Below are 25,420 nucleotides of genomic sequence, written 5' to 3' on the forward strand. Positions count from 1 at the left end.
ACTGGCTTAGGCAAGCGGCGTGCGGCGCGGCACGAACGCGCCGTGAGCGCGCATGAGCTGCATCGAGGCACCCGGAACAAACAGGGAAGTTCCCGGTCTGTGTTCGATGACCGAGTCGCGCAGGTCGTCGTGACTGGAATCCCAGAGCAGCGTATACGCATCCACTCCCTCATGCCTTGGCAGTATGACGGTCTCGTCCTGCTCCCGCGCGTTGATCACGAGCAGGATGCGGTTGAACGCTTCATGCTCGGGGGTCGACGCCGCCATGTACTGCAGAGTGCGCTCGGTCGGTGAGTTCCAGGCGTCGCCGGTGAGCGCCTCACCGGCGACGTTGTACCAGTCCAGCTGGCTGGCGCTCGGCGTGGTCTCGCCGAACCGCCCGAAGTGCACCGGACGCAACGCCGGGTTCTCGCGGCGCAGTTGAAGCAGGCGGCGAGTGACCCGGTGCAGGTCCTGCTGCCAGTCGTCGAAATCCCAGTTCAGCCAGGTCAGCTCGCTGTCCTGGCAGTAGGCGTTGTTGTTGCCCCGCTGGCTGCGCCCGAACTCGTCGCCGGCGGTGAGCATGGGAATGCCGGCCGACAGTAGCAGAGTGCCGAGTAGGTTGCGCATGGCCTTACGGCGGGTGGCCAGTATGGCCACGTCGCGAGTCGGCCCCTCCACCCCGTGGTTGTACGAGCTGTTGTTGTCGGTGCCGTCACGGTTCGACTCGCCGTTGCCGAGGTTGTGCTTCACGTCGTACGCGGTCAGGTCGGCGAGGGTGAACCCGTCGTGCGCGGTGATGAAGTTGAGTGAGGCGAGCGGGCCGCGCTTCTCGGAGAAAGTGTTCGAGGAACCGGCGACCCGGGTCGCGAACCGTCCGATCCCGCTGCCGGCCGAGCCGCTTTGGCGCAGGCTCTTCATATCGGAGAGCCAGAAGTCCCGCATGCGATCGCGGTAGCGGTCGTTCCACTCGGTCCAGCCGGGCGGAAAATTGCCGGTCTGCCAGCCGCCCTGGCCGACATCCCATGGTTCTGCGATGAGCTTTACGCCGGCCAGCTCCGGGTCGTCGCGAATCTCAGTGACCAACGGATGCTCCGGGTCGTAGACGACACCAGCGTCGCGACCGAGCGTCGCGGCCAGATCGAAACGGAAGCCATCGATCTGCACGTCGTTGGCCCAGTAGCGCAGAGAATCGAGCACGAGCCGTTTGGGCACGTCGTGGCCGAAGTTGACCGTGTTGCCGCACCCGGTCACGTCGATGTAGGCGCCGGACTCGTCCTGCCGGTAGTAGGCCGCGTTGTCGATGCCGCGCAGACTCGTGACCGGGCCGTTGCGACCCTCCTCGGCGGTGTGGTTGTAGACCACGTCGAGGATGACCTCGAGCCCCGCCTCGTGCAGCAGCTTGACCATTCCCTTAAACTCGCGAAGCACCGCTGCCGGCCCGGCGGAATGGGCCGCCTGGGTGGCGTAGTCCGCGTGTGGCGCAAAGAAGTTGAGGGTGTTGTAGCCCCAGTAGTTGATCAGACCCTGCTTAATCAGGCGCTGCTCCGACACGAACGCCTGCACCGGCAACAGTTCAACCGCGGTCACGCCGAGGTCCTTTAGGTAGCCGATGGTGGATTCATGGGCGAGGCCGGCGTAGGTACCGCGCAACGCGGCCGGAACCAGCGGATTGAGCCGGCTGAGACCGCGCACGTGCGCCTCGTAGACCACGGTGTGGTCGAGGGCTGTGGCTGGCTTCTCGGTGCCGTTCCAGTCAAAATAGTCGTCGACCACCGTGGACTGCCACAGCCCGGCACCCACCCGAACCAGACCGCGGGAATACGGTTCGATCAGGGTTTTTTCCGGGTGAAACGAATTCTGCGGGCTGGCCGGACCAGACACCCGGATGCCGTAACGACGCCCGGGCGAGAGGGTGCGCGACCTGCCGGACCACACGCCGTGCACGTCCTGTGCCATCGGCACGCTCTTGATGATCCAATTCGGATCGGTGTCGTCGAACAGGCACAGCTCCATGGCATCGGCGTGTTCGGCCCAGACACGGAGTTCACCGCCCGCGCTGGTCAATCGCACACCGAGGTTGCGCAGGGGGTCGGTGGAACTCATGGATTCAAGAGTAATCAGTGCGGGGGGAGTGCGACGACCACCGGCATCCGCTCGACTGTAAAATAGTGGAATGGTTGTCTATCTGGATCACGCGGCGACCACGCCCATGCTTCCCGCCGCTATTGCCGCCTACGCCGAAGCGATGAGCGTCGTCGGTAACCCCGCCTCGGTGCACAGCCAGGGCCAGAATGCGAAGCGGATGCTCGAAGAGTCACGTGAAATCGTGGCCACGAGTCTTGCCTGCGATCCGATCGAGGTGGTCTTCACCGGCAGCGGCACCGAGGCGATCAACCTCGGCATCAAGGGCCTGTACTGGGCCCGAGCCCCGCGCCGGCGCATCTTGGTGCCTGGCGGCGAGCACCACGCGACCCTCGATACGGTGGAGTGGCTCGCGCAGCACGACGAGGCCATCGTCGAGTGGATTCCGCTCGACCATGAGGGACGCATTGACCTCGACGCGCTGGCGGATGCCATTGCGCGCGACCCCCTGAACGTTGCCCTGGTGAGTGTGATCATGGCTAATAATGAGGTCGGCACCATCGAACCCGTTGCCGAAGTGGCAGCGCTCGCCGCGGCCAACGGCATTCCGGTGCACGTCGACGCTGTCGCAGCCTACGGCTACATTCCGATCGACTTTCGCACGCTCGCCGCCGCCGGTGTGTCGGCGCTGAGCGTATCGGCGCACAAGGTCGGCGGCCCGGTCGGCATCGGCGCGCTCGTGCTTGGCCGGGCGACGACCGTCGAGCCCCTCATCCACGGCGGCGGGCAGCAGCGTAAGGTGCGAAGCGGTACCCAGGATGTCGCGGCGGCGGTCTCGTTCGCGGTGGCGGCATCCGCCCTGACCGTTGAACAGCGGGCGGCCGCGTTGTCTCCGGCTGCGGGCGGCGTCGAAGCCGCGCGTCTGGCCGCGCTGCGCGACCGGGTGATTGCCGGTGTGGCGGGGGTCGCTCCCGGCGCTGTACTCAACGGCGACCCGACCAACCGGCTGCCCGGAAACGCGCACTTCAGCTTTCCCGGCTGCGAGGGCGACTCGCTGTTGTTTCTGCTCGACGCCGCCGGGGTGTCCGTGTCGACCGGGTCAGCCTGTCAAGCCGGCGTGCCGGAACCCTCGCACGTACTCCGGGCCATGGGACGCAGCGAGAGTGAATCCCGCGGCGCCCTGCGCATCACCCTCGGCCACTCGTCGACCGACGCCGACGTCGACGCACTGCTCGCGGCGCTGCCGGCCGCGCACGCCCAGGCGCTCGCCGCAGGCATGGCCGATCGGGTGCCAGGGCGCTGACGTTGGCTCAAACGGGCACTCCGCGTACACTCGTTGAGTGAAGGTTTTAGCAGCAATGAGTGGCGGTGTTGATTCCGCCGTCGCAGCCGCGCGTGCGGTCGAAGCAGGGCACGAGGTGGTCGGCGTGCATCTGGCGCTGAGCCGAATGCCGGGCACGCTGCGCACCGGCAGCCGCGGCTGCTGCACAGTCGAAGACTCGATGGATGCCCAGCGAGCCGCCAACATTATGGGCATTCCCTACTATGTCTGGGACTTCTCCGAACGCTTCAAGCTCGACGTCGTCGACGACTTCATCTCCGAGTACGCCGCCGGCCGCACGCCGAACCCGTGCATGCGTTGCAACGAGAAGATCAAGTTTGCCGCCCTGCTCGAAAAGGCCATGGCCCTCGGCTTCGACGCGGTCTGCACCGGCCACTACGCGAGCATTCTCACGGATGCCGATGGCAACAAACAACTGCACCGCGCGGCGGCCTGGGCCAAGGACCAGTCCTACGTGCTCGGCGTTCTGACGGCCGACCAGATCAACCACTCCATGTTTCCGCTCGGCGCCACTCCCACCAAGGCCGAGGTGCGGGCAGAAGCGGCCGAACGCGGCTTCTCGGTGGCGAACAAGCCCGACTCCTACGACATCTGCTTCATCCCCGATGGTGACACCAAGGGTTGGCTCGGCGAACGCGTCGCCCCGAAGGCCGGCGACATCCTCGACCGCGAAGGCAACACTCTCGGCCAGCACGAGGGCGCCGTTTCGTTCACCGTCGGCCAGCGCAAAGGCCTGTCAATTGGCACCCCGGCGGCCGACGGCAAGCCGCGCTTCGTGCTCGAGGTTCGCCCGATCACCAATACGGTCATCGTCGGCCCGAAAGAGGCGCTCGCCATCAAGGAGATCGCCGGCAACACGTACACCTGGGCCGGGCTCGCACCCGAGCACCCCGAGACCGAATTCGCCTGCCACGTGCAGATTCGCGCCCACGCCGATCCGGTTCCGGCGGTCGCGCAGGTCGTGTCGACCACCGGTGTGACCGGCATCGACGGATCTGTCGAACTGCGTATCATTCCCAACGAGCCGCTCGCGGGTGTCGCCCCCGGGCAGACCGCCGTCGTTTACGTCGGCACCCGGGTACTCGGCCAGTGCACCATCGACCGCACGGTCAGCGCCGTCCCGATCTCTTCAGCAAGCACCGCTTCGGCCAGCCCCGTCCCGGTCAATGCCTGAGTCCGTCGCCGACACCACCCCAGACGCCCTGGGCGTCGCGGCCGCGGAGGCTGCCGACATTACCACCCGGGTGCTCGCCGCCCGGGATGCCTACTACGGGCAGGACACGGTCGTCATCTCCGACGCCGAATATGACCTGCTGGTGCAGCGCCTCGCCGAGCTCGAACGGCTCTACCCCGAGCTGCAAAGTCAGGACAGCCCCACTCAGACGGTCGGCGGCCGCGCCGAAACGACACTGTTCGACCCGGTCACCCACGCCGAACGCATGCTCAGCCTCGACAACGTTTTCTCCCTCGAAGAATTCGAGACCTGGGCTCGCAAAGCCGCGGAGAACTCCGGCCGCGCGGTGCACTACCTGTGCGAGCTCAAGATCGACGGCCTCGCCATCAACCTGCGGTACGCCAACGGAGTGCTCGTCTCCGCCGCCACCCGCGGCGACGGGGTCGTCGGCGAAGACGTGACCGAGAACATCGACCTCGTACCCGGTATCCCGAGTCGCCTGGCCGGCACCGGGCATCCGTCGCTCATGGAGGTGCGCGGTGAGGTGTTCTTTCCCACGGTCGCCTTTGACGAACTGAACGCGGCGCAGTCCGCGGCCGGCGAGCGGGTGTTCGCCAACGCCCGAAACGCTGCGGCCGGGTCACTGCGGCAGAAAGCCGCCGGCAAGAACGCCGACCAGCTGCGCCTCATGAAGGCGCGCCTGGGCCGGCTGCGCATGCTGGTTCATGGCATCGGCGCCTGGGAGAACCCGCCCGTGCAAACTCAGTCCGAGGTTTACGGTCTGCTCGAGGGCTGGGGGCTGCCGACCAGCAGCTACTTTCGCGTGGTCCCGTCGGTGGCCGAGGCGGCTGAGTTCATCGAGTATTACGGAGCACACCGCGGCAGCGTCGTACACGAACTCGACGGTATCGTGATCAAGATCGACGAGCTCGCCCTGCACGCCGAGCTTGGCGCCACCAACCGGGCGCCGCGCTGGGCAATCGCTTATAAGTACCCGCCGGAGCAGGTCAACACGAAACTCCTCGACATCGTCGTGAGTGTCGGCCGCACGGGACGCGCCACCCCGTTTGCCGTGATGCAAAAAGTGCTCGTGGCCGGTTCCGAGGTGCGCCAGGCGACCCTGCACAACCAGGACGTCGTCAAGGCCAAGGGCGTGCTGATCGGCGACACCATCGTGCTTCGTAAGGCCGGCGATGTCATTCCCGAGGTGCTCGGTCCTGTCGTCGAGCTGCGCGACGGCACCGAACGCGAATTCGTCATGCCGCTGAATTGCCCGGAATGTGGTACCCCGCTGGCCCCGGCCAAAGACGGCGACATCGACTTGCGCTGCCCGAACGCCCGCAGCTGCCCCGCCCAGGTGCGCGGACGGGTCGAACACATCGGCAGCCGCGGCGGCCTCGACATCGAGGTGCTCGGCGAGGTGGCGGCCTCCGCGCTCACCCAGCCGACCGTGCCAGTCGACCCCCCGCTGTCGACCGAGGCCGGCTTGTTCGCCCTGGAACTTGCCGATCTGTTGCCGATCCAGGTGATCGTGCGCGACGCCGAAACGGGCCTGCCGAAGGACGACGACGGGGCCCTGAAAATTCGTATGCCGTTCTGTCGCAATCCGAATCCTGCCGAGAAGAAGCAGGGTCTGACCGGCCTCCAGCCGTCGTCGAGCGCGCTCAAGCTGCTCGTCGAGATTGAGAAAGCCAAGACGAAGCCGTTATGGCGCATTCTGGTGAGCCTGAACATCCGTCATGTCGGCCCGGTCGCTGCTCGAGCGCTGGCCAACCATTTCGGTTCCCTCGATGCCATTCGTGCCGCGACCCGTGAGGAACTCGCCGAAGTCGACGGGGTCGGCGGCATTATCGCTGACGCCGTGCTCGACTGGTTCCCGGTGGACTGGCACGTCGATATCGTGACGCAATGGGCCGCGGCCGGTGTGCAGTTTGCCACGCCGGGGCACCCGGGGCCGGGCGCGGCCGAGGCCGCCGGGGGAGTGCTCGCCGGGCTGACCGTCGTCGCCACCGGATCGCTTGAGGGTTTCACCAGGGAAGGCGCGCAGGAAGCGATCATCGCCGCCGGCGGCAAGAGCGCATCGAGCGTGTCGAAGAACACCGACTTCGTGGCCGCCGGGCCGGGCGCAGGATCCAAGCTGGGCAAGGCCGAAACCCTCGGTATCCGAATTCTCGACGCCGACGAGTTTCGAACCCTGCTCACCGAGGGACCGGCCGGGTTGGCGCCTGCGCCCGAATCACCCTCCGCCGCAGAGACCGACTGACCTACTCACTGACCGACTGGTCTCGCCCTTGCCAGTTTCGACTGCCGCGAGCATGCTGGAAATGCCGGAAAGCACAGAGAGGTGAAGACATGGCAACCGTCAGCGAATTCGTGATCCAGCGCGTGAGGGAATGGGGTGTCAGCCGGGTGTTCGCTTACCCCGGGGACGGTATCGGTGAGTTCGACGGTGCCCTCGGCAAGGCCGAACGCGACGGCGTCGGCCTGCAGTACGTGCGCCCGACACACGAGGAGATCTGCTCGCTCATGGCGACGGCACACGCCAAATTCACCGGTGAAGTCGGCGTCTGCATTGCAACATCGAGCCCGGGCGCATTCCATTTGCTCAACGGGCTCTACGACGCCCAGATGGACAATCAACCGGTTGTCGCCATCATCGGCCAGCAGGGGCTGAATGCCCTGGGCACCTTCACGCAGCAGGAGAGCAACCTAGAGCGCACCATGGCGGATGTCGCCGTCTATGTGCAGACGATCGTCTCTCCGGAGCAGGCTCAGGCCGTCGTGGATACGGCGTTTCGAACCGCCCTCGTGCGACTCGGCCCGGCCGTGATCATCCTCCCTCACGACGTACAGGGCATGAAGATGCCAAAGCTGGCCCCGGCGAACTGGGTGTCTCGTTCGAGCGCCGTCGCCCCTTCGACCTCGATCGTCCCGCCGCAGAGCGAAATCCTCAGGGCGGCTGCCCTCATCAACGCCGGCAACAAGGTCACGTTCATCGTCGGTCACGGCGCCAACGGGGCAACGGACGAGGTCTTGAAAGCAGCCCAGGCCTGTGGCGCCGGGCTCATCACGACATTGCGCGCCAAGCAGGTGATTCCGTCCGACGTGCCGTACCATTCCCAGCAATTGGGGTTGCTCGGCTCGTTGCCGAGCGTGCACCAGATGAGCGGATGCGACACCCTCGTGTTCCTCGGAACCAACTACCCCTACGGTCAATTCCTGCCGGCCAGCGGACAGGCCAGAGCTCTCCAGGTGGACCTCAAGCCCGAGCAGATGGGTTTGCGTTACCCCACCGAGCTCAACCTGTGGGGCGACGTTAAGGCGACCCTCGCTGCCCTCATCCCGCATCTCGACCAGAAGACCGACCTGTCCTGGCAGAACACCATCGCCGAGGAGATGGTGGCTTGGGAAAATGAGATGGAAGCCCAGGCGATGGTGACCTATAAGGACGGTGTCAACCCCCGGCGGGTGTACCACGAACTCAACAAACGCCTTCCCCCACGCGCCATCGTCACCGCCGACGTCGGAACGACCGCCGACTGGTATGGCCATCACATCCGCCTCCGCCGCGGGATGCTGGGCGATCTCTCCGGGCGCCTCGCGAGCATGCTGGCGGCCATGCCCTACGCGATTGCCGCTAAGTTCGCCTATTCCGACCGATCGGTCATCTGCACCATCGGCGACGGAGCCTTCCAGATGCTCGGCATGAACGAGCTCATCACAATCAAGAAATACCTGAACGAGTGGGACAACCCCCAGCTGATCATCCTGGTTCTACACAACGACGACCTCTCCCAGGTGTCGTGGGAGATGCGCACCGAAGACGCCAACCCGGTGTGGCCAACCTCACAGAATGTCGAGTCGGTCGACTACGCCGGGTGGGCGGAGTTGCTCGGCTTCACCGGAATCCGAGTCAAGACCGACGATGAGGTGGAAGCCGCATGGGACGCCGCGTTCGCCAATCGAGGAATCACCCTCATCGATGCGTACACGAGCAAAAACGTGCCGCCGCTTCCCCCGCACATCTCCCGTGAGTTCGCGAAGAACACCGCTGAAGCGTTGCTCAAGGGCGACCCTGACGAGATGAATGTCATCCGTGACTCGGCGAAGGCGCTCGTCACCGAAGGCATCGAGCGGGTCAAGGGGAAGCTGAATATTGGCCAGGACCGCAATGACAACGACTGATGCCATCACCGTTGCACTGGTCGAATTCGCACGGTAAATGCGGCGAGATCGTTCGACGTTGGCCTACTCAGGCTTGAGGATGACCTTGGTCCAACCATTGGTGCGGTCGTTGAAGTTCTGGTAAGCGTCCGCGGCTTTGCTGAGGGGGATCTCGTGGGAAACGATCCAGGATGGCTTGGCCTTGCCCACAGCAATCAGGTCGCGCAATTGCCGATTGTATTTCTTCACTGGGCATTGACCGCTGCCCATGCTCTGGCCCTTGAGCCACTGCAGGCCGTAGTCAATGGCAAGCTTGCCCTGCTTGGCATTCTCGTCGAAGCCGCCAGGATCGGCCGGCAAAAAGACCCCGACAACACCGATTCCTCCAGTGATGCGCACAGACTGAATCAGCCGATTCAGAGTCATGGCGGGGTCTTCGGTGCCCTGCGGATCGTGGGCCTGATAGCCCACGCATTCACAACCCCGGTCTGCGCCAATACCCTTGGTCTGGTCCAGTACGAACTGAACCGGATCCGTCTTTGAGTCATCAACGGCGATTGCACCGATCTGCTCAGCGAGGGCCAGCCGGTCCGGGCGTCGGTCCACAACCCAGACTTTACTCGCGCCCTTGATCGTCGCAGACAGGGCGGCCATCAGCCCGACCGGACCCGCACCGTAAACCACTACTGTGTCACCGGGCATGACGCCGGCCATCACGGTCGCGTGATATCCGGTCGGGAAGATGTCCGACAGCATCACGTAATCGTTTTGCTTTTCTATCGCGTCTTCCCCCAAGCGCAGGCAGTTGTTGTCACCGTAGGGCACACGCAGCATTTGGGCCTGCCCACCGGGATACGGACCCATGCCAGCAAAGCCGTAGGCGGCGCCCGCGCCGACCGGGTCCGGTTGGGTAGTCATGCAATAGTTGGTAAATCCGCGCTCGCAATTTTTACAGAAGCCGCAGGAGATATTGAACGGCAGCACGACCCGATCGCCGACCTTGACGGCGTCGACGCCGTTACCGACCTCGATGACCTCGCCCATGTTCTCGTGACCAAACGTGCGTCCAACTTCGAAATCGGTGCGTCCCTCGTACATGTGCAAATCTGAACCGCAAATATTTGTCGCTGTAATGCGTACCAGAACGTCGGTGGGGCGTTCGATCTTGGCGTCCGGAACGTCTTCAACACTGACCGAGTTAGGGCCTTTATAAACGACTGCCTTCATTTCTCTTCACTCCTTGATTTTCATGACCGTGAAGACGGAAGTTCCGTCTCCACTGACGGAGATGTACCGAGTATGAATGTCCGGACAGCTGCGGGCTGCGCGAAAAGTGTGTAGACCTCAGGTCTATCACGATCGCATTTGACCTGCCAGTGTCCCTCGTGTGCGGGTTGGGCCGCAGTGCGTTGGCCGGATCGTGCTCGTCACGAAAAAGCAGAAGACCTCACAAAATATCGAGCGGTTGCTTGAGGCGGGGCGGCGGAAATGCGTTATCCAACGACAGACAATCCTCGGCGTCGAGGACCACCGCACCCGCGCCGACATTCTGATGCACGTGTTCGAGGGACGAGGCCTTGGGGATTGCGATGACGCCCGGTTGCCTGATGACCCAGGCCAGAGCGATCTGGGCACCAGTCACTCCGTGCCGCTCTCCGATTTCGGCCAGTAGCGGATGCTTGAGCAGGGTCGGACCCTGACCGAGTGGCGAATATGCCATGAGCGGCATGCGCAGGCGTTGTTGCCAAGGGAGGAGGTCAAATTCGATGCCCCGACTGCCGAGGTTGTAGAGCACCTGATTGGTGGCGCATCCGTCTGGTGCTCGCCTCAGATCATCCCGGTCGAAGTTCGACAAACCCCAGCTCCGAATCTTGCCAGCCGCACGAAGGGTTTCGAACCCTTCGACGGTTTCGGATAGTGGAAAACTTCCGGACCAATGCAGCAAATAGACGTCGAGCCGATCGGTGCCGAGCCGGCGCAGACTGCGCTCGCATGCAGCCACAACGCCGCTGCGGCTCGCGTTATGCGGGTAGACCTTGCTGACCAGCACGACCTCATCGCGGTGACCTCGGACGGCCTCGCCGACCAGTTCTTCCGAGGCGCCATCACCATACATTTCGGCGGTGTCGATCACGGTCAGGCCCGCGTCGATCCCCGCGCAGAGGGCCGACACCTCGCTCTTTCGCTTCGCGGCGTCCTCACCGAGATGCCAGGTTCCCTGGCCAATGACGGGCACCCTGACGCCGTCAAATAAATCAGTCTCGCGCATGCGCTGTCCTTTCATAATGTGCATTCGAGACGGTCTGACTTACCGTTCCTCGATACTCAGCACGATTTTGCCCAGGTGGGAGTTGGCGGCCATGAGATCCTGCGCTTGTTGGACTTCGGTCCAGGGCAGAATCCGATCGATCGATGGGCGTAATGCTTCGAAAGAGGGGTCGACCTCGGACAGCAGCGCACCGACGATGGCGGCCTTTTCCGCAGCGTCACGGGTACGAAAGGTGACCCCAATGATGCTCAATCGTTTAAAGGCCAGCGTTTCCAGATCCAGAACACCGTGGGCACCGCCGAGGCGCCCCACACCGACCAGGCGCCCCAGGAGTGCGGCGCAGCGAATATTGTCCGCAAGATACGGGCCACCAACATGGTCAACGATGACGTCGACCCCGCGGCCATCCGTCAGTTCCAAAACCCGATCAGCGAAACCGGCCTCGCCAACCTCGACCACGTGATCGGCACCCTGAGAACGGAGCAGGTCCGTTGCCCGGTCCGTGCGAACGGTAGCAATAACCGCTCCAGCGCCCAGGTATTTTGCCAGCTGTACGCACTGAAGCCCCACCGACGAGGCAGCGGCATGAATCAGCACGGTTTCGCCGGGCTTGAGGCCGCCCGCAGTGCGGAGCGCGTTGTGCTCGGTCATCAACCCGAGGATGGCAGCGGCACCCTCCTCGTAGGACCACGCATGCGGAATCGGTACGACCAGCGCAGCGTCAACAACGACTTCCTCGCTCAAACCACCACTGACGATGGCCATGACACGGTCCCCGACCCGCACGCCCGTCACCTCGCGCCCCACCGATACGACGTCGCCCGCCGCATCCAGCCCCACAATGACCGGTGCGCTGCCCGAGCTGACCGGCTGGTGGGTTCCGGCGCGCTGGGCAAGGTCGGCACGGTTCACCGACGCAGCCCGCACACGGATCTTCACCTGACGCGGGCTCGGTTCAGGGCTCGGGAGATCGCGCATCGCAAGCACGGATCCACTCGGGTTCTGCTCAATAACAATTGCCTTCATATCTGCAGTGTGCTCCTACACGGTGCCTTCCCGTGGGATTTATGGCTCCGCGCAGATTTCTCTTTCGTCGTCAAATGGTTTGAACATAGCCTGCCCCCCTTGAAGTGCGGTTGCTGCCGGTGTAGACCGAGTTGCAGACCGATGCGATATTGCCCTTTACGAAGGAGTGTCATGCTCAGCAAATGCAGTCAGCGACTCTACGCCGAACTCGTTCGTCGATCATGAGCCTGCTCCGTGGGCTCCTCGGCGGTGCAGCTGCCGGCGCGGCAGGTACCACCGCCCTCAACGCCGTGAGCTACCTGGAGATGGCGGTCAAAGGCAGACCCGCCAGCACAACGCCGCAGGACACCGTCGAGAAATTCGCCCACGTCGCCCAGCTCACAATCGCCGGATCCGATGAGGTCAGGAAAAATCGGATCGCCGGCATCGGGCCGTTGACCGGTCTGGTCGTGGGCGTGGGTGTTGGGGCACTCCTCGGACTCTCCCGCTCTGCCGGTTGGCGACCCGGCCCGGTGGTGAGCGGCATGGCGGCCACGGTCGGCGCGTTAATCGGCGGCAATGTGCCGATGACGGTACTGAAAGTGACCGACCCCCGAACCTGGACCGCCAAGGACTGGGCAAGCGATATCGCTCCGCACCTGGCTTACGGAGTTGTTGTCGCCGCGACCTTGTGGGGCTTGGGGCGGCACGGGACGTCGCGCTGATCGGGTCGCCGCGCTGATCGGGCCGTCTTGCTAGTCCAGGGGGCAACTGCGACGGTCGCCCCGCGAACTCGGCACGACCGCGCCCGCTTGCGACGCTGCGGCTTTAGACGAGGGAAGGGCGGTCGGCGGCTGGCGAATAGGATTGGAGTATCCACCCCAATGCGTATCGGAGCACCATGTCTGAAATCACGGCCGAGCAGGTTGCCCATTTGGCATACCTAGCCCGGATCGACCTCAGCCCCCTCGAGATCACCAGCCTCACCCATGACCTCGGCCAGATCGTCGACTCGATCGCCAAAGTGTCTGAGGTTGCTACAGCCGATACTCCGGCCACGAGCCACCCGATGCCGTTGACCAACGTGTTCCGCGAAGACGTCGTCGTGCCATCGCTCACGGTCGAGCAGGCCCTGTCCGGTGCGCCCGACCGCGCCGGTGACAAATTCCGCGTGCCCGCGATTCTGGACGAGGAGTAAGCATGACCTATCTCACCAAACTCTCCGCCGCCGCGCTGAGCGAACTGTTGGTCAGCAAGCAGGTCAGCGCCGTCGAAGCGACCCACGCTCACCTGGACCACATCACGGCCGTCGACACCGACCTGCATGCTTTTCTGCATGTCGCCGGCGACGCCGCCCTGGCGACCGCCGCTGAGATCGATGCCCGCCGCGCTGCGGGTGAAGTGCTGAACCCGCTTGCCGGTGTTCCGATCGCGATCAAAGACGTGCTTGCCACCCAGGACATGCCCACCACAGCCGGGTCGAAAATTCTCGAGGGCTGGGTGCCGCCGTACGATGCGACCGTCGTCTCCCGCCTGCGTGCAGCCGGGCTGATCCCGCTCGGCAAGACCAACATGGACGAATTCGCCATGGGGTCCTCCACCGAACATTCCGCCTATGGCGTCACCCGCAACCCCTGGGACCGCGACCGCATCCCCGGCGGTTCCGGCGGCGGCTCGGCTGCGGCCGTCGCCTCCTTTCAGGCGCCGCTCGCCCTCGGCAGCGACACCGGCGGATCGATTCGCCAGCCGGCCGCAGTGACCGGATCGGTCGGCGTCAAGCCCACCTACGGCGGAGTCTCCCGCTACGGCGCTATCGCCCTCGCGTCGAGCCTTGACCAGGTCGGCCCGGTCTCCCGTTCGGTATACGACGCCGCCCTCCTGCACGACGTCATCGGCGGGCACGACCCGCTGGACTCCACCTCGCTGACCGACAGCTGGCCCTCCATGGCCGCCGCAGCCCAAGCCGGCCTCAAGGACGGCGCCCTCAAGGGCGTGCGCGTCGGCGTCATCAAAGAGCTCTCCGGCGACGGATTCCAGGCCGGCGTCACCCAGCGTTTCACGGAGACCCTCGCCCTGCTCGTCGCTGCCGGCGCCGAGATCACCGAGCTCTCCGCCCCGAACTTCGAATACGCGGTCGCGGCTTACTACCTCATTCTGCCGGCCGAAGCCTCGAGCAACCTGGCCCGCTTCGACTCGGTGCGCTTCGGCATCCGGGTCAACCCGGACAGCGGCTCGCTCACGAGCGAGCACGTCATGAGCGCCACCCGCGAGGCCGGATTTGGCCCCGAGGTCAAGCGCCGCATCATCCTCGGCACCTACGCACTCAGCGCCGGCTACTACGACGCTTACTACGGCAGCGCGCAAAAGGTGCGCACGCTCATTCAGCGTGACTTCGCCGCCGCGTTCAGCCAGGTCGACGTGCTCGTCTCGCCGAGTGCCCCGACCACCGCGTTCAAGTTCGGTGAAAAGCTCGCCGACCCGATGGCCATGTACCTCAACGACGTGACCACCATTCCGGCCAACCTCGCCGGCGTGCCCGGCATGAGCATCCCAATGGGCCTCGCGCCCGAAGATGGCCTGCCCGTCGGCCTGCAGATCATGGCCCCGGCCAAAGCGGATGCCCGCCTGTATACCGTCGGCGCCGCTATCGAGCAGCTGCTCGAAGCGCGCTGGGGACACACCATGCTCAGCCAGGCACCCGCCCTGACCCCGACCGAAATGTTTGCCAGCGAAGAGGGAGCCGTCTGATGGCCAAGGCTGAATTGATGGACTTCGACAAAGCACTCGAATTGTTCGAGCCGGTGCTCGGCTTCGAGGTGCACGTCGAACTCAACACCAAAACCAAAATGTTCTGCGGTTGCGCCAACGAGTTCGGCTCCGGCGCCAACACGAACACCTGTCCCACCTGCCTTGGCCTGCCCGGCGGGCTGCCGCAGGTGAACAAGAAGGCGATCGAATCCAGCATCCGCTTGGGGCTGGCTTTGGGGTGTGAGATCGCGGAACACTCGCGGTTCGCCCGCAAGAACTACTTCTACCCCGACACGGCGAAGAACTTTCAGACCAGCCAGTACGACGACCCGATCTGCCACGACGGTTCGATCACGATCGAACTCGAAAGTGGTCGTCTGGTCACCGTCGAGATCGAACGCGCCCACATGGAGGACGACGCCGGCAAGCTCACCCACATGGGTGGCGCCACCGGACGCATCCAGGGCGCCGACTACTCGCTCGTCGACTACAACCGCGGCGGAGTCCCGCTGGTAGAGATCGTCACCCAGATGATCGAGGGCGCCGAACACGACGCCCCCGAGATCGGCAAGACCTACGTCGCCGCGATTCGTGAGATCGCCAAGGCCCTCGGCGTCTCCAACGCGCGCATGGAGGAGGGCAACGTGCGCTGCGACGCCAACGTCTCCCTGCGCCCGCGCGGGTCGAACGTGCTCGGCACTCGCACCGAAACGAAGAACGTCAACTCGCTGCGCTCGGTCGAACGCGCCGTGCGCTACGAAATCCAGCGCCAGGCTGCCGTGCTGGCCAGCGGCGGCACCATAACGCAGGAGACCAGGCACTGGCACGAAGACACCGGAATCACCAGTGCCGGTCGGCCCAAGAGCGACGCCGACGACTACCGCTACTTTCCCGAGCCCGACCTGCTGCCGATGGCGCCGTCGCGCGAATGGGTTGAAGAACTGCGCCTGACCCTGCCCGAGCCGCCCGCGGCTCGTCGCAAACGCCTGCAGGCGGCATGGGGTTTTGTGAACCTTGAGTTTCAGGACGTCGTGAACTCCGACCTGCTCGACGCGGTCGAAGCGACCGTCGCAGCCGGGGCATCCGCTCAGGCCGCACGCAAGTGGTGGACCGGCGAAATCGCCCGGCTCGCCAACGCGGCCGGTGTCGCCGCCGACTCGCTCGTGACACCGGCGCAGCTCGCCGCGCTGATCGAACTCGTCGAGGCCGGAACCCTCACCGACCGTCTGGCCCGCCAGGTACTCGAGGGCGTCATCGCCGGGGAGGGCACCCCGGCCGAGGTCGTCGACAGCCGCGGCCTCGCCGTGGTCTCCGATGACGGCGCGCTCATTGCGGCCATTGACGCGGCGCTGCTCGGCCAGCCGGACGTGCTCGCCAAGATTCGGGACGGCAAGGTGCAGGCCGCCGGAGCCGTGATCGGCGCGGTCATGAAGGCCATGCGCGGGCAAGCGGATGCTGCGCGCGTGCGCGAACTCGTGCTCGAACGCGCCGCCACAATCGAGTAGCAGGTGACAACTCAGGCTTTCGGGGTTGGCGTGCAGGTTATCGTGCGGCTCGATCGCACCCGGTTTCCCGACTCCCTGATCGACGACCCGATCGGAGTGATCGTGGCGGCAGGGGAGTCGGAGGGCGCTGGACTGTACGCGCCCACCGTGGTGCGGGAAAGATTTTGGGTCGTCCAGTTCGAGGAGCCGTTCTTCGGTCTCGACGGCTCCGGCCCGCACGACTCCGCCCGCATCCCGCAGAGTTTTCTGGAAGCGGCGCCGGAGGCGTGAACGCGATCTTTCCAGAGCCGGGCGAACGCACCCCGTCGACCCGCGACATCCGTCGGTGGCGGCAATACCTGGCCGACGAACAGGCCGAGGCCGCGGTGTACCGCGACCTCGCCAACCGTCGCGCCGGCGAAGAGCGCCAGATTTTGCTCGCCCTCGCCGACGCTGAAGGAAGGCACGAGGAACACTGGCGGCAACTGCTGGGCAGTGACGTGGGCTCGCCCAAACGTGGCGCGCTGCGCACCCGATTTCTGGCGCTGCTCGCCCGCCGGTTCGGTTCGGTGTTTGTGCTTGCCCTCGCCCAGCGGGCCGAGGGCCGGTCGCCCTACGACGCGGATGCCGACGCGACCAACGCCATGGCCGCCGACGAGACCGTGCACGAAGAGGTTGTGCGCGGTCTCGCCGCTCGGGGCCGCAAACGCTTGTCGGGAACCTTTCGGGCCGCCGTGTTCGGCGTCAATGACGGGCTGGTGAGCAACCTCGCTCTCGTGCTCGGCATCGGCGCGACCGGCGTACCCGCCGCGACCATTTTGTTCACCGGCGTCGCCGGACTGCTGGCTGGGGCGCTCTCGATGGGTGCCGGTGAGTACGTCTCGGTGCGGTCCCAGCGGGAACTGCTCGACGCTTCCACGCCCGCGGCGCCGGCCAGGAGCGTGCTCTCCCACCTCGACCTCGCAGCCAACGAGCTGACCCTCGTCTACCGGGCCAGGGGCATGTCAGAAGACGAGGCGGAGGCGTACGCCCGCGGGGTACTGGCCACCGCCTACGCGGCGACCGGACCGATCTCCGCGGTCCGGTCGCAGACTCCCACGCATGACGAACACGAGGCCGTCGGCACCGGCACCGGAGCGGCACTGTCGAGTTTCTGCTTCTTCGCCTCGGGCGCGCTATTGCCGGTGCTGCCCTACCTGTTCGGCATGAGCGGCTACGCGGCCATCATCGTCGCGACCGTGCTGGTCGGCGTGGCGCTTCTTGCCACCGGTGCCGTTGTGGGCCTGCTTTCCGGCGGTCCGCCGCTCAAGCGTGCGCTGCGCCAGCTCGTCATCGGCCTCGGCGCGGCCGCGGTCACCTACCTGCTCGGGCTGGTCTTCGGCACCGCGATCGGGTAGCTGCCAGCCCTGAACCACCCCCGCCACCGCATAACTCCTGCAAATTGCAGGAGATATGCCCGAAAATGGACGCGCCCCCGGTCCGGATCGGGTTAGGGTTTTTCGGTGGGCAGACAGGACGGCAGCGGGCGGCAGATTTCGGCGGACGACGTCGACGACCGTTCAGCGACGATGCTGCACGTTGACCTGGACGCGTTCTTTGTCTCGGTCGAGTTGCTCTCCCACCCCGAATTCGTACACCTGCCGGTGATCGTCGGCCACCGCGGTGGACGTTCGGTCGTCACCGCGGCCAACTACATTGCCCGCAAATACGGCGTGAACTCGGCCATGCCAATGTCGCTCGCGCTGCGCCAGTGCCCGAACGCGATCGTACTCGAGCCGCACATGGGACAGTATCGGCACTTTTCCAACCGAGTGATGAGTATCTTCGACGACGTCACCCCGCTGGTGGAACGGCTCGGAATCGACGAAGCCTTTCTTGACGTTGCCGGCGCGACTAATTTATTCGGTTCTCCGGCTGTGATCGGCGAACTCATTCGCGCGCGCGTGTTTGCCGAAACCGGCCTCGTCTGCTCCGTGGGCGCGGCGTCGACCAAGTTCGTCGCCAAACTTGCCTCCGGCCTGGCCAAACCCAACGGTCTGCTCGTCGTGCCGGCCGATGCGACGGTCGAGTTTTTGCATCCGCTGCCCGTGACCGCCCTGTGGGGCGTGGGGTCCGCTACCGAGCAGATGCTGACGCGCCTCGGCCTGAAACTCATCGGCGATATTGCGCACACGCCGCTAGACGTGCTGAAAAAGATGCTGGGGGAGGCCTCCGGTGTGAAGCTGTTCGAGTTGTCTTGGGGGCGTGACCCACGCTCGGTGACGGTCGAGCGGGAAGAGAAAAGCGTCGGCCACGAAGTGACGTTTGAGCACGACGAGACCGACATCGACCGACTGCACAGTGAGTTGCTGCGGCAGTGCGACCTTGTGGCCGCTCGGCTGCGGCGCAGCGATCTCGTGGCACGGCGCGTGGCACTCAAGCTGCGCTACACCGACTTCAGCACCGTTACCCGGTCGCGTACCCTCGCTGAACCGACGAATGTCGGCCGGCGAATTTATGAGGAAGCAGTCGCTGCGTTCGACCTGCTGGCCGCGTCGGGTATTCGGGTGCGACTGATCGGCGTGCGGGCCGAGCAGCTCGGTACGGCGTCGGGATCGGTGGGTCTGTGGGATCCCGACGAGGACTGGCGGGGCGCCGAGCTGGCGGTCGACTCCGTGACCGAGCGATTCGGGGCGGGAAGCGTGCGTCCGGCCTCGTTTTTCAAGCCTCGCCCATAAGGCACGAGTCGGCTACCCTGTTGGAATGACCAGCCTCCCGGAAAAACTCGCAGACACCTTCCGTTCCGCCGGTGTGAAATCGGCTTACGGTGATCCCGTGCAAATTGACGGCGTCACCCTCGTACCAGTGGCGCTCAGCTACTACGGTTTCGGTGGCGGTGATGCCGGCGAAGGTGGTGCTGCCGGATCCGGTGGAGGCGGCGGTGGGGTATCGCTGCCGATCGGCGCCTATGTCAAGGCGGGCAGCACCGCTCGATTCGAGCCGAACGTCATCGCCCTGCTCGCCGTCGGTGTGCCGTTCCTTTTTGTCGCCGGCCGAGCCCTGGCCCGAGTAATCCGAGCCCTGAAGAAGTAGCCCCGCTCCCTGGACGGGGCCCGGGCCCCGTCCGTGGGCCCAGTCTATAAACTGGGCCCACGGTCCTAAGGTGGGCCCGGACGCGTACCGCGAGGGCGACGCGCAGAACGGATGCGGCGGGGGCGACGCGCAGACCGGGGTCGGCGGGGCCGGCGCCCGAAACGTCGGCGGGCCCATAGGGGCACCCGTGGGCGCAGCCAGTCCGGAAAATGCCACGGGCCGCTCACCGGCAATCCCTGGGCGATGCGTCGACGCCGCATCAGGAAGCGACGCATCAACACGAGATACAGCGCCGCCAACACGAGCAGGATGCCGATGCTCATGTCGTGATTCCCATGCCGTAAGTCTAGGCGGGGCGCTAGAATTGAAAACGATCACGGGAGTCCGGTACACCGGGCTGAGAGGAAGCTGACCAAGCTTCGACCGTCGAACCTGATCTGGATCATGCCAGCGCAGGGAGGCTTCTCGATCCCGTGCCCTGTATTCACCTACGGAAAGGGCACGAACAGTGCACGCTACAACGACTTCACTCAATCAGTCCATTCGCCCGGCTTCGACGGCGAAGAAGCCGCGCAACTTTCGCTGGCGCGTGGTCGACATCGTCGTCGCGAGTGTCATCGGCGTCGCGAGCGGGGTGATCTTCTGGGCCTGGGGCCTGGCCTGGTCCCCGCTCAGCGCCATCCTCGCGTTCACGCCCGGCCTCGAAGGTCTCCTGGCCGGTGGCTGGCTGTTCGCCGGAGTACTCGGCGGCCTCATCATCCGCAAGCCCGGCGCGGCCGTGTACACCGAGGTCGTCGCCGCCGTCGTGTCGATGCTGATCGGCACCCAGTGGGGATTCTCCACGCTCATCTGGGGCGTCGTCGAGGGCCTGGGCGCCGAGATTATTCTCGCGCTGTTCCTGTATACCAACTGGCGGCTCGGCGTCGCCCTGCTCGCTGGCGCGGGCGCCGGCGCGGCAGTAGGTTTCCTCGACACGACCTTCACGAGCTATGCGGCACTGGATTTCGGCTACAAGGCCGTCTATTTCGTATCCGCTGTCGTGTCCGGCACCGTGCTGGCCGGCCTGCTGTCCTGGCTGGCCGTGCGCGGCCTGGCCCGCACCGGTGCGCTGAGCCGGTTTGCTGCCGGTCGGGAAGGGTCGCGAGCACCCTCCGCCGCGATCAGCTAGCGGATGTTGCACACCCCGCCGTTCCCTGCCGGTCACGATGCGCAGATTCGGGCCGTGCAGATTCGAGCCAGTGGCTGGGGCTGGCGCCACGCCGGGCGCCACAACCAGGCGGTGTCCGGGCTTGACCTGCAGATCGAGCCCGGTGAGCGGGTTTTGCTGCTCGGTGCCAGCGGTGCCGGCAAGAGCACCCTGGTGCACGCGCTGGCCGGTGTGCTTGGCGATGCCGAAGACGGCGACGAGACCGGCAGCCTGCTCATCGACGGCCGCCGCGCGGCCGAGGCGCGCGGGAGGGTCGGACTCGTACTACAGGATCCGGACTCTCAGGTCGTGCTGGCCAGGGTCGGAGACGATGTCGCGTTTGGCTGCGAGAACCTCGCCGTTCCGCGCGCCGAGATTTGGCCGCGGGTGCGGCAGGCTCTTACCGAGGTCGGCCTGAACCTGCCCCTCGACCACCCCACCTCGAGCCTGAGCGGCGGGCAGAAGCAGCGTCTGGCTCTGGCCGGCGTGCTCGCCATGCGGCCGGGGCTGCTGCTGCTCGACGAACCGACCGCGAACCTCGACCCCGATGGTGTCATCGAGGTGCGCGACGCCGTTGTGCGCTCCCTCGATCGATCCGGGGCCACCTTTGTGGTCATCGAGCATCGGGTCGAGGTCTGGCAGGACGTCGTCGACCGCGTCATCGTGCTCGACCCGGCCGGGGGTGTGCTGGCCGACGGTCCCACCCGCGAAATCCTGTCGAGGCAGGGCGAACGGTTGGCCACGGCCGGCGTCTGGGTACCCGCCCTGCCCCCCCGATTTCCGACGCGCTCTCCGATTGCCCCGGCAGAGACCCTGCTGCGGGCCGAGGGACTCGCGGTCGGTCGCGTTCCGTTTGGCCGGCGCGCGGCATCCGTTGTCGCCGCTGGCATCACCCTCAATCTACGGGCAGGCACCGCCACCGTTGTGACCGGCCCCAACGGCGCTGGAAAATCCACTCTCGCCCTCACGCTGGCCGGATTGCTGAAGCCGGCGGGGGGAACGCTGCAGGCGAGCGACAAATTTGCGGCCGGTATCGCTTCCGAGCCGCACCGCTGGCGTTCCCAGCAGCTGCTGACCCGCATTGGAACCGTTTTTCAAGACCCGGAACATCAATTCCTGGCCGCGACGGTGCGGGCCGACCTACTGATCGGCCCGCATGCCCTCGGGCTCAGCGCGGCTGAACAGACCAGCCGCGTCGACGAGCTGATGCACCGGCTGCGACTTGACCATCTCGCTGACGCCAACCCGTTCACCCTGTCGGGCGGCGAGAAGAGGCGGATGTCCGTCGCCACCGTTCTCGCGACCCGTCCCCGCCTGCTCGTGCTCGATGAGCCGACCTTCGGCCAGGATTCCCGTACCTGGCAGGAACTCGTGACCCTGCTGGCCGAGCTGCTCGATGAGGGTACCGCGCTCGTCGCGGTCACCCACGACGCCCAGTTCGTCAGCGCCCTTGCCGACGAGGAATACCGGCTCGGCACGCCTGACCCGATCCGGCTCGGGGCGGGAGCGCTGTGAGCCTGCTGACCCCGACGATCCGCCCGAGCGTTGTCGCCCGACTCAACCCGGTCGCCAAGCTCGCCGTTGCCCTGATCGTGAGTTGTGCGCTCCTGCTTTCGATCGACTGGGTCTCGGCGGGGGTTGCCCTGCTGCTCGAGGCCGGGCTTTTGCTCTGGTGCGGTCTGAGTGCCCGACAATTTTTGCTGCGAACCGCGCCGGTCTGGATCGCGGCCCCAATGGCTGCGGTCACGACGGTGCTCTATGGCGAAGACTCCGGCGCGCTGCTGTGGCAGTTCGGATTCATCTCCGTGACCGAAGGCTCAACCCAGCTCGGCCTGGCCATCGGGCTGCGGGTACTCGCCATCGGTCTGCCCGGCATCGTACTGCTCGCCACAACGGATCCGACGGACCTCGCCGACGGCCTCGCCCAGGTGCTGCGCCTGCCCGCGCGATTTGTGCTCGGCGGCCTGGCTGGCCTGCGACTCGTCGGTATGTTCATCGAAGACTGGCACTCGCTCACGCTGGCCCGTCGGGCCCGCGGGGTCGGCGATGGTGGTGGACCGCGCGGCGCCGCCCGCCGGTTCTTCGGCCCGGCCTTTTCCCTGCTCGTCATTTCGGTGCGTCGGGGCAGTAAACTCGCTACGGCCATGGAGGCGCGCGGATTCGGCAGCGACGAGCCCCGCACCTGGGCCAGACCGTCGCGGGTCCGAGCGGCCGACGCGGTCTTGGTCGGCATCGGATTCGCCATTGCCGGTATCGCCATCGGCGTCGCAGTCTGGGCCGAGACCTGGAGCTTCATTCTTGCCTGACACCGATACAGGGCCGGCCGCACACGACGATATGGTCTTGCTGGCACCAATACTGCAGGCCGTGGCCGCTGCCGGTCCGAACCCCGTGGTACTCATCGACGGCCCCAGCGGTGCGGGCAAGAGCACCCTCGCCGACGCGCTCAGAAAGCACTGGCCTGGCCCGCTTAGGCCGCAACTGGTGCGGATGGACGACATCTATCCCGGTTGGGACGGCCTCGACGCTGCCGTCTGCCATCTGCGCCGCCACGTTCTCCAGCCACGGCACTTGGGCCTGCCAGCGTCGTGGCAGCGCTACGACTGGACTGCGAGTCAGGCGGCGGAGTGGAATCCGCTTGACGCGGCGCGCCCCCTCATCGTGGAGGGTTGCGGAACTCTCGCGGCCGCGCACGAACGGCTCAGCCACGTGCGGGTCTGGCTCGCGGCCGACGACGCTCTACGCAAACAACGTGCGCTCGATCGCGACGGAGAAGCGTTTCGCACCCACTGGGACCAGTGGCAGCAGGAATGGGCGACCTATCTCGAACAGGAGTCGCCTGAACCTCGCGCAACCGTCCGTCTACGGGCGGGCAGCTCGGACCGTAGGGGACTAGATTGTCTGCCATGAGCAATACTGACAGCGCAACCCCGACCCTGTACATCGCCGAGTTCATTGATGGCCCGCTCGAGGGTCAGATCGATTCCCGGGCCCTCGTGCGCGGCAAACACGTTGCACGCATCAGCATGGTGGCCGCCGTCGCCGGACTGGAATCGGTGTTCTGGTACGACGAGGTTGACCAACGAGACGTGAGCGGGCAACTCCGCGTGCGCTACTCCTTCGACGAGGGCGAGAGCGATCCGGTCGACGCCGAGGTCGATCCGATTTAGTTACTGGTCGAGTAACGCCGAGATCATCGCGACCGGATGGAGCAGCCGCCAGCCCAGTCCAGGGTCGTTGATGGCCTGGTCGAGTTTCAAGGCGGCCGAGAGCTTCTCCCCGGCGACGGTGAGCCGCACCTGGCCGATGTTCGCGCCGGTGCGGGCCGTGGCGAAGTCCTCGAGCGTGACCGTTGCGGCCTCCGGGCTAGCCGCCTGCCAGGCATAGCGCGTGCGAGAGACGCCGACCACGGCCGAGGCCTCATCACCCCACGCGGATTCAAACGTCGCGTATGCGTCACCGGCGGCCAGGACAGGTAACGGGCCAACTCCGGCCCGCGCGCTCGCCATGAGGGCGGTCAGATCTGCCGTGAGCGCATCATAGGACGGTTCGCCAATGTAGGCACCCGAGAACGTGAAGCTTGAGGCGCCGTCACTGATCTCGGCGGTGAATAGAAAACAGACCCCGGCCGCATCCGTGTAGCTACGTGAAATGCCCGTAATGCCTTCCTCGGGCAGATAAGACGTGGTGTTCTGCACACCGCGGCGGTCCGCCAAAGCGGATGCGGGACTCTGCAGCATGGCCGACACGATCGGGTCGCTTGCGGCGAGGCCGGCCAGGCGGGCCAGATCGGTGGCGGTGCCGGCGCTGGCATCGTGCAGCCCGGTCGCGTCGACGACGGCGGAATCGGCGAGCCCGTTGCGCTCCAGCCAGGCGTTGGCGGCGACCACGTAGGCGTCGACCGACCCGAACGCCCAGCGGGCCACACTATCGGCGTGGTTGTTGCTCGATCCGAGCAGTAAGCCCTGCAACAACTCGAGTTCGGTCCACTGTTCATCAGCGAACACAGTGACTGATCGGGCACCGGCCTTGTCGTAGTCGAGGTAGCTCTGAAAATCGGCCGCCGTGAGCGTCACTACCGGGCCGCTCTCGCCGGCCACAATCGGTTTCTCATCAAGAACGACCAGGGCGGTCACGACTTTGGCAATGGATGCCATGGGGAGCGCGTCGGCCGTTCCGGCGACCGCGATGGGCTCGGGGACCGCCGTGCCGGTTGAATCCGTGCCGGTGGAGGTCGTACCGGATGCGTCACTGGTCGTCGCAGCGAGCACGGTGATGGCGCTGGCGCCGTTGGCGGACAGAACTGGGGGAGTGGGCGCTGTGGTTGTCGAGTCAGGGATGACGGTGGTCGCGGTGACGCGCGGAAGGGGGCCAAGCAAAGTGGCGGGGCCGTAGACGCCGAGGCCGAGGATGACCACCGTTCCGACCAAAATGCCGACGAAACGGCCGGGACGGAAGGAACTCATGTCCCAAGGGTAGACCGCTGGAGGCTAGCCCCAGCCGAGTTCGTGCAGCCTGTCGTCATCTATGCCGTAGAAATGGGCGATTTCATGAACCAGGGTGATGTGAATTTCATCGTGCAGGTCGTCAAGGGTTTCACAGATCGCCAGCAACGGTTCCCGGTACAGCACAATGCGATCTGGCATCTCGCCAAAGCCGTACTGACCACGTTCGGTAAGCGCGACCCCGTCATACAGGCCCAGAATGTCGAGGGTGCCATCTTCGGGACGATCTTCGACCACGAAGATTACGTTGTCCAGTCCGTCGACCATGTCGTCGGGCAGCAGATCAAGCTCGTCAACCACGAGACGCTCGAATTCGGAGGCGTCGAGTTCTAACATGCGGCTTCTAACATCGCGGCCTGCTTTCACCAACACAGCAATGGCCTAAGGCCGAACTCGCGGTGTTTCAT

Annotated in this window: 23 protein-coding genes and 1 riboswitch; of the genes, 17 read left to right on the top strand and 6 right to left on the bottom strand. The window is 65.5% G+C overall.

Annotated elements, in window-relative coordinates; all coding sequences use genetic code 11:
- Positions 1-6: 6 nt before the first annotated feature.
- On the bottom strand, positions 7-2,085 hold the full coding sequence (glgX, locus tag E3T39_RS01680) for a glycogen debranching protein GlgX (RefSeq protein ID WP_134513029.1): 2,079 nt from the start codon (positions 2,083-2,085) through the stop codon (positions 7-9).
- 70 nt (positions 2,086-2,155) lie between these two features.
- On the opposite strand from glgX, the gene E3T39_RS01685 reads away from it, so the two are divergent.
- From E3T39_RS01685 to E3T39_RS01700, 4 genes are all read left to right on the top strand, one after another.
- Complete coding sequence (locus tag E3T39_RS01685; protein WP_134513030.1) at positions 2,156-3,367, top strand: cysteine desulfurase family protein; 1,212 nt, start codon at positions 2,156-2,158, stop codon at positions 3,365-3,367.
- A 55-nt stretch (positions 3,368-3,422) separates the two neighbouring features.
- Positions 3,423-4,580: a tRNA 2-thiouridine(34) synthase MnmA gene (gene mnmA / locus E3T39_RS01690; RefSeq protein ID WP_134513266.1), complete on the top strand. Its 1,158-nt coding sequence runs from the start codon at positions 3,423-3,425 to the stop codon at positions 4,578-4,580.
- On the top strand, positions 4,573-6,843 hold the full coding sequence (gene ligA / locus E3T39_RS01695) for an NAD-dependent DNA ligase LigA (RefSeq protein WP_134513031.1): 2,271 nt from the start codon (positions 4,573-4,575) through the stop codon (positions 6,841-6,843). The genes mnmA and ligA overlap by 8 nt, the downstream gene beginning before the upstream one ends.
- Positions 6,844-6,932: 89 nt before the next feature.
- Positions 6,933-8,765, top strand: a complete 1,833-nt coding sequence (locus E3T39_RS01700; RefSeq protein ID WP_134513032.1) for a thiamine pyrophosphate-requiring protein — start codon at positions 6,933-6,935, stop codon at positions 8,763-8,765.
- Between the two features lie 63 nt (positions 8,766-8,828).
- Here the strand turns inward: E3T39_RS01700 and E3T39_RS01705 are convergent, their stop codons facing one another.
- The 3 genes from E3T39_RS01705 to E3T39_RS01715 all read right to left on the bottom strand — a co-directional run bounded on the left by E3T39_RS01705 (position 8,829) and on the right by E3T39_RS01715 (position 12,039).
- A complete protein-coding gene (locus tag E3T39_RS01705; RefSeq protein WP_134513033.1) occupies positions 8,829-9,971 on the bottom strand; it encodes a glutathione-independent formaldehyde dehydrogenase in 1,143 nt (380 codons plus the stop codon).
- Positions 9,972-10,191: 220 nt separating this feature from the next.
- The gene (locus E3T39_RS01710; protein ID WP_134513034.1) at positions 10,192-11,013 is read right to left on the bottom strand and encodes an aldo/keto reductase; all 822 of its coding nucleotides are present in this window, start codon (positions 11,011-11,013) and stop codon (positions 10,192-10,194) included.
- Positions 11,014-11,052: 39 nt separating this feature from the next.
- Entirely contained in the window at positions 11,053-12,039 is a 987-nt protein-coding gene (locus tag E3T39_RS01715) for a zinc-binding dehydrogenase (protein ID WP_134513035.1), read from the bottom strand.
- A 182-nt stretch (positions 12,040-12,221) separates the two neighbouring features.
- Between E3T39_RS01715 and E3T39_RS01720 the strand changes: the two genes are divergently transcribed.
- From E3T39_RS01720 to E3T39_RS01780, 13 genes are all read left to right on the top strand, one after another.
- On the top strand, positions 12,222-12,743 hold the full coding sequence (locus E3T39_RS01720) for a hypothetical protein (protein ID WP_241979449.1): 522 nt from the start codon (positions 12,222-12,224) through the stop codon (positions 12,741-12,743).
- A 176-nt stretch (positions 12,744-12,919) separates the two neighbouring features.
- The gene (gene gatC / locus E3T39_RS01725) at positions 12,920-13,216 is read left to right on the top strand and encodes an Asp-tRNA(Asn)/Glu-tRNA(Gln) amidotransferase subunit GatC (RefSeq protein WP_105036454.1); all 297 of its coding nucleotides are present in this window, start codon (positions 12,920-12,922) and stop codon (positions 13,214-13,216) included.
- Positions 13,217-13,218: 2 nt separating this feature from the next.
- Complete coding sequence (gatA, locus tag E3T39_RS01730) at positions 13,219-14,766, top strand: Asp-tRNA(Asn)/Glu-tRNA(Gln) amidotransferase subunit GatA (RefSeq protein ID WP_134513036.1); 1,548 nt, start codon at positions 13,219-13,221, stop codon at positions 14,764-14,766.
- A complete protein-coding gene (gene gatB / locus E3T39_RS01735) occupies positions 14,766-16,271 on the top strand; it encodes an Asp-tRNA(Asn)/Glu-tRNA(Gln) amidotransferase subunit GatB (protein ID WP_134513037.1) in 1,506 nt (501 codons plus the stop codon). The genes gatA and gatB overlap by 1 nt, the downstream gene beginning before the upstream one ends.
- A gap of 3 nt (positions 16,272-16,274) precedes the next feature.
- Positions 16,275-16,541, top strand: coding sequence for a hypothetical protein (locus E3T39_RS01740; protein ID WP_134513038.1), 267 nt, complete (start codon positions 16,275-16,277; stop codon positions 16,539-16,541).
- Positions 16,538-17,647 (top strand): VIT1/CCC1 transporter family protein, encoded by a 1,110-nt coding sequence (locus tag E3T39_RS01745; RefSeq protein WP_241979450.1) that lies wholly within the window; start codon positions 16,538-16,540, stop codon positions 17,645-17,647. The genes E3T39_RS01740 and E3T39_RS01745 overlap by 4 nt, the downstream gene beginning before the upstream one ends.
- 105 nt (positions 17,648-17,752) lie before the next feature.
- Positions 17,753-18,967 (top strand): DNA polymerase IV, encoded by a 1,215-nt coding sequence (gene dinB / locus E3T39_RS01750; protein WP_134513039.1) that lies wholly within the window; start codon positions 17,753-17,755, stop codon positions 18,965-18,967.
- Between the two features lie 25 nt (positions 18,968-18,992).
- Entirely contained in the window at positions 18,993-19,322 is a 330-nt protein-coding gene (locus tag E3T39_RS01755; protein WP_134513040.1) for a hypothetical protein, read from the top strand.
- Positions 19,323-19,688: 366 nt separating this feature from the next.
- A riboswitch (TPP riboswitch) is annotated at positions 19,689-19,798 on the top strand.
- Between the two features lie 32 nt (positions 19,799-19,830).
- Positions 19,831-20,490: an ECF transporter S component gene (locus E3T39_RS01760; protein ID WP_134513041.1), complete on the top strand. Its 660-nt coding sequence runs from the start codon at positions 19,831-19,833 to the stop codon at positions 20,488-20,490.
- Positions 20,491-20,493: 3 nt separating this feature from the next.
- Positions 20,494-22,023, top strand: a complete 1,530-nt coding sequence (locus E3T39_RS01765; RefSeq protein ID WP_134513042.1) for an ABC transporter ATP-binding protein — start codon at positions 20,494-20,496, stop codon at positions 22,021-22,023.
- Positions 22,020-22,814, top strand: coding sequence for an energy-coupling factor transporter transmembrane component T family protein (locus E3T39_RS01770; protein WP_134513043.1), 795 nt, complete (start codon positions 22,020-22,022; stop codon positions 22,812-22,814). The genes E3T39_RS01765 and E3T39_RS01770 overlap by 4 nt, the downstream gene beginning before the upstream one ends.
- Positions 22,807-23,418, top strand: a complete 612-nt coding sequence (locus tag E3T39_RS01775) for an AAA family ATPase (protein WP_241979452.1) — start codon at positions 22,807-22,809, stop codon at positions 23,416-23,418. The genes E3T39_RS01770 and E3T39_RS01775 overlap by 8 nt, the downstream gene beginning before the upstream one ends.
- Positions 23,415-23,678, top strand: a complete 264-nt coding sequence (locus E3T39_RS01780) for a hypothetical protein (protein WP_134513044.1) — start codon at positions 23,415-23,417, stop codon at positions 23,676-23,678. Before E3T39_RS01775 ends, E3T39_RS01780 begins: the two co-directional genes overlap by 4 nt.
- On the opposite strand, the gene E3T39_RS01785 is transcribed toward E3T39_RS01780, so the two are convergent.
- Positions 23,679-24,974, bottom strand: coding sequence for a D-alanyl-D-alanine carboxypeptidase family protein (locus tag E3T39_RS01785; RefSeq protein ID WP_134513045.1), 1,296 nt, complete (start codon positions 24,972-24,974; stop codon positions 23,679-23,681). It lies immediately after the preceding gene.
- 24 nt (positions 24,975-24,998) lie between these two features.
- The gene (locus E3T39_RS01790; RefSeq protein ID WP_134513046.1) at positions 24,999-25,349 is read right to left on the bottom strand and encodes a metallopeptidase family protein; all 351 of its coding nucleotides are present in this window, start codon (positions 25,347-25,349) and stop codon (positions 24,999-25,001) included.
- Positions 25,350-25,420: the final 71 nt, after the last annotated feature.

Source organism: Cryobacterium suzukii, assembly GCF_004403185.1.
GTDB classification, from domain to species: Bacteria; Actinomycetota; Actinomycetes; order Actinomycetales; family Microbacteriaceae; genus Cryobacterium; species Cryobacterium suzukii.

What these genes read in the sequence shown, in the direction of transcription:
- glgX (WP_134513029.1), bottom strand. Translation starts at nt 2,085, where the DNA reads ATGAGTTCCACCGACCCCCTGCGCAACCTCGGTGTGCGATTGACCAGC.
- E3T39_RS01685 (WP_134513030.1), top strand. Translation starts at nt 2,156, where the DNA reads ATGGTTGTCTATCTGGATCACGCGGCGACCACGCCCATGCTTCCCGCC.
- mnmA (WP_134513266.1), top strand. Translation starts at nt 3,423, where the DNA reads ATGAGTGGCGGTGTTGATTCCGCCGTCGCAGCCGCGCGTGCGGTCGAA.
- ligA (WP_134513031.1), top strand. Translation starts at nt 4,573, where the DNA reads ATGCCTGAGTCCGTCGCCGACACCACCCCAGACGCCCTGGGCGTCGCG.
- E3T39_RS01700 (WP_134513032.1), top strand. Translation starts at nt 6,933, where the DNA reads ATGGCAACCGTCAGCGAATTCGTGATCCAGCGCGTGAGGGAATGGGGT.
- E3T39_RS01705 (WP_134513033.1), bottom strand. Translation starts at nt 9,971, where the DNA reads ATGAAGGCAGTCGTTTATAAAGGCCCTAACTCGGTCAGTGTTGAAGAC.
- E3T39_RS01710 (WP_134513034.1), bottom strand. Translation starts at nt 11,013, where the DNA reads ATGCGCGAGACTGATTTATTTGACGGCGTCAGGGTGCCCGTCATTGGC.
- E3T39_RS01715 (WP_134513035.1), bottom strand. Translation starts at nt 12,039, where the DNA reads ATGAAGGCAATTGTTATTGAGCAGAACCCGAGTGGATCCGTGCTTGCG.
- E3T39_RS01720 (WP_241979449.1), top strand. Translation starts at nt 12,222, where the DNA reads ATGCAGTCAGCGACTCTACGCCGAACTCGTTCGTCGATCATGAGCCTG.
- gatC (WP_105036454.1), top strand. Translation starts at nt 12,920, where the DNA reads ATGTCTGAAATCACGGCCGAGCAGGTTGCCCATTTGGCATACCTAGCC.
- gatA (WP_134513036.1), top strand. Translation starts at nt 13,219, where the DNA reads ATGACCTATCTCACCAAACTCTCCGCCGCCGCGCTGAGCGAACTGTTG.
- gatB (WP_134513037.1), top strand. Translation starts at nt 14,766, where the DNA reads ATGGCCAAGGCTGAATTGATGGACTTCGACAAAGCACTCGAATTGTTC.
- E3T39_RS01755 (WP_134513040.1), top strand. Translation starts at nt 18,993, where the DNA reads ATGACCAGCCTCCCGGAAAAACTCGCAGACACCTTCCGTTCCGCCGGT.
- E3T39_RS01765 (WP_134513042.1), top strand. Translation starts at nt 20,494, where the DNA reads ATGTTGCACACCCCGCCGTTCCCTGCCGGTCACGATGCGCAGATTCGG.
- E3T39_RS01780 (WP_134513044.1), top strand. Translation starts at nt 23,415, where the DNA reads ATGAGCAATACTGACAGCGCAACCCCGACCCTGTACATCGCCGAGTTC.
- E3T39_RS01785 (WP_134513045.1), bottom strand. Translation starts at nt 24,974, where the DNA reads ATGAGTTCCTTCCGTCCCGGCCGTTTCGTCGGCATTTTGGTCGGAACG.
- E3T39_RS01790 (WP_134513046.1), bottom strand. Translation starts at nt 25,349, where the DNA reads ATGTTAGAACTCGACGCCTCCGAATTCGAGCGTCTCGTGGTTGACGAG.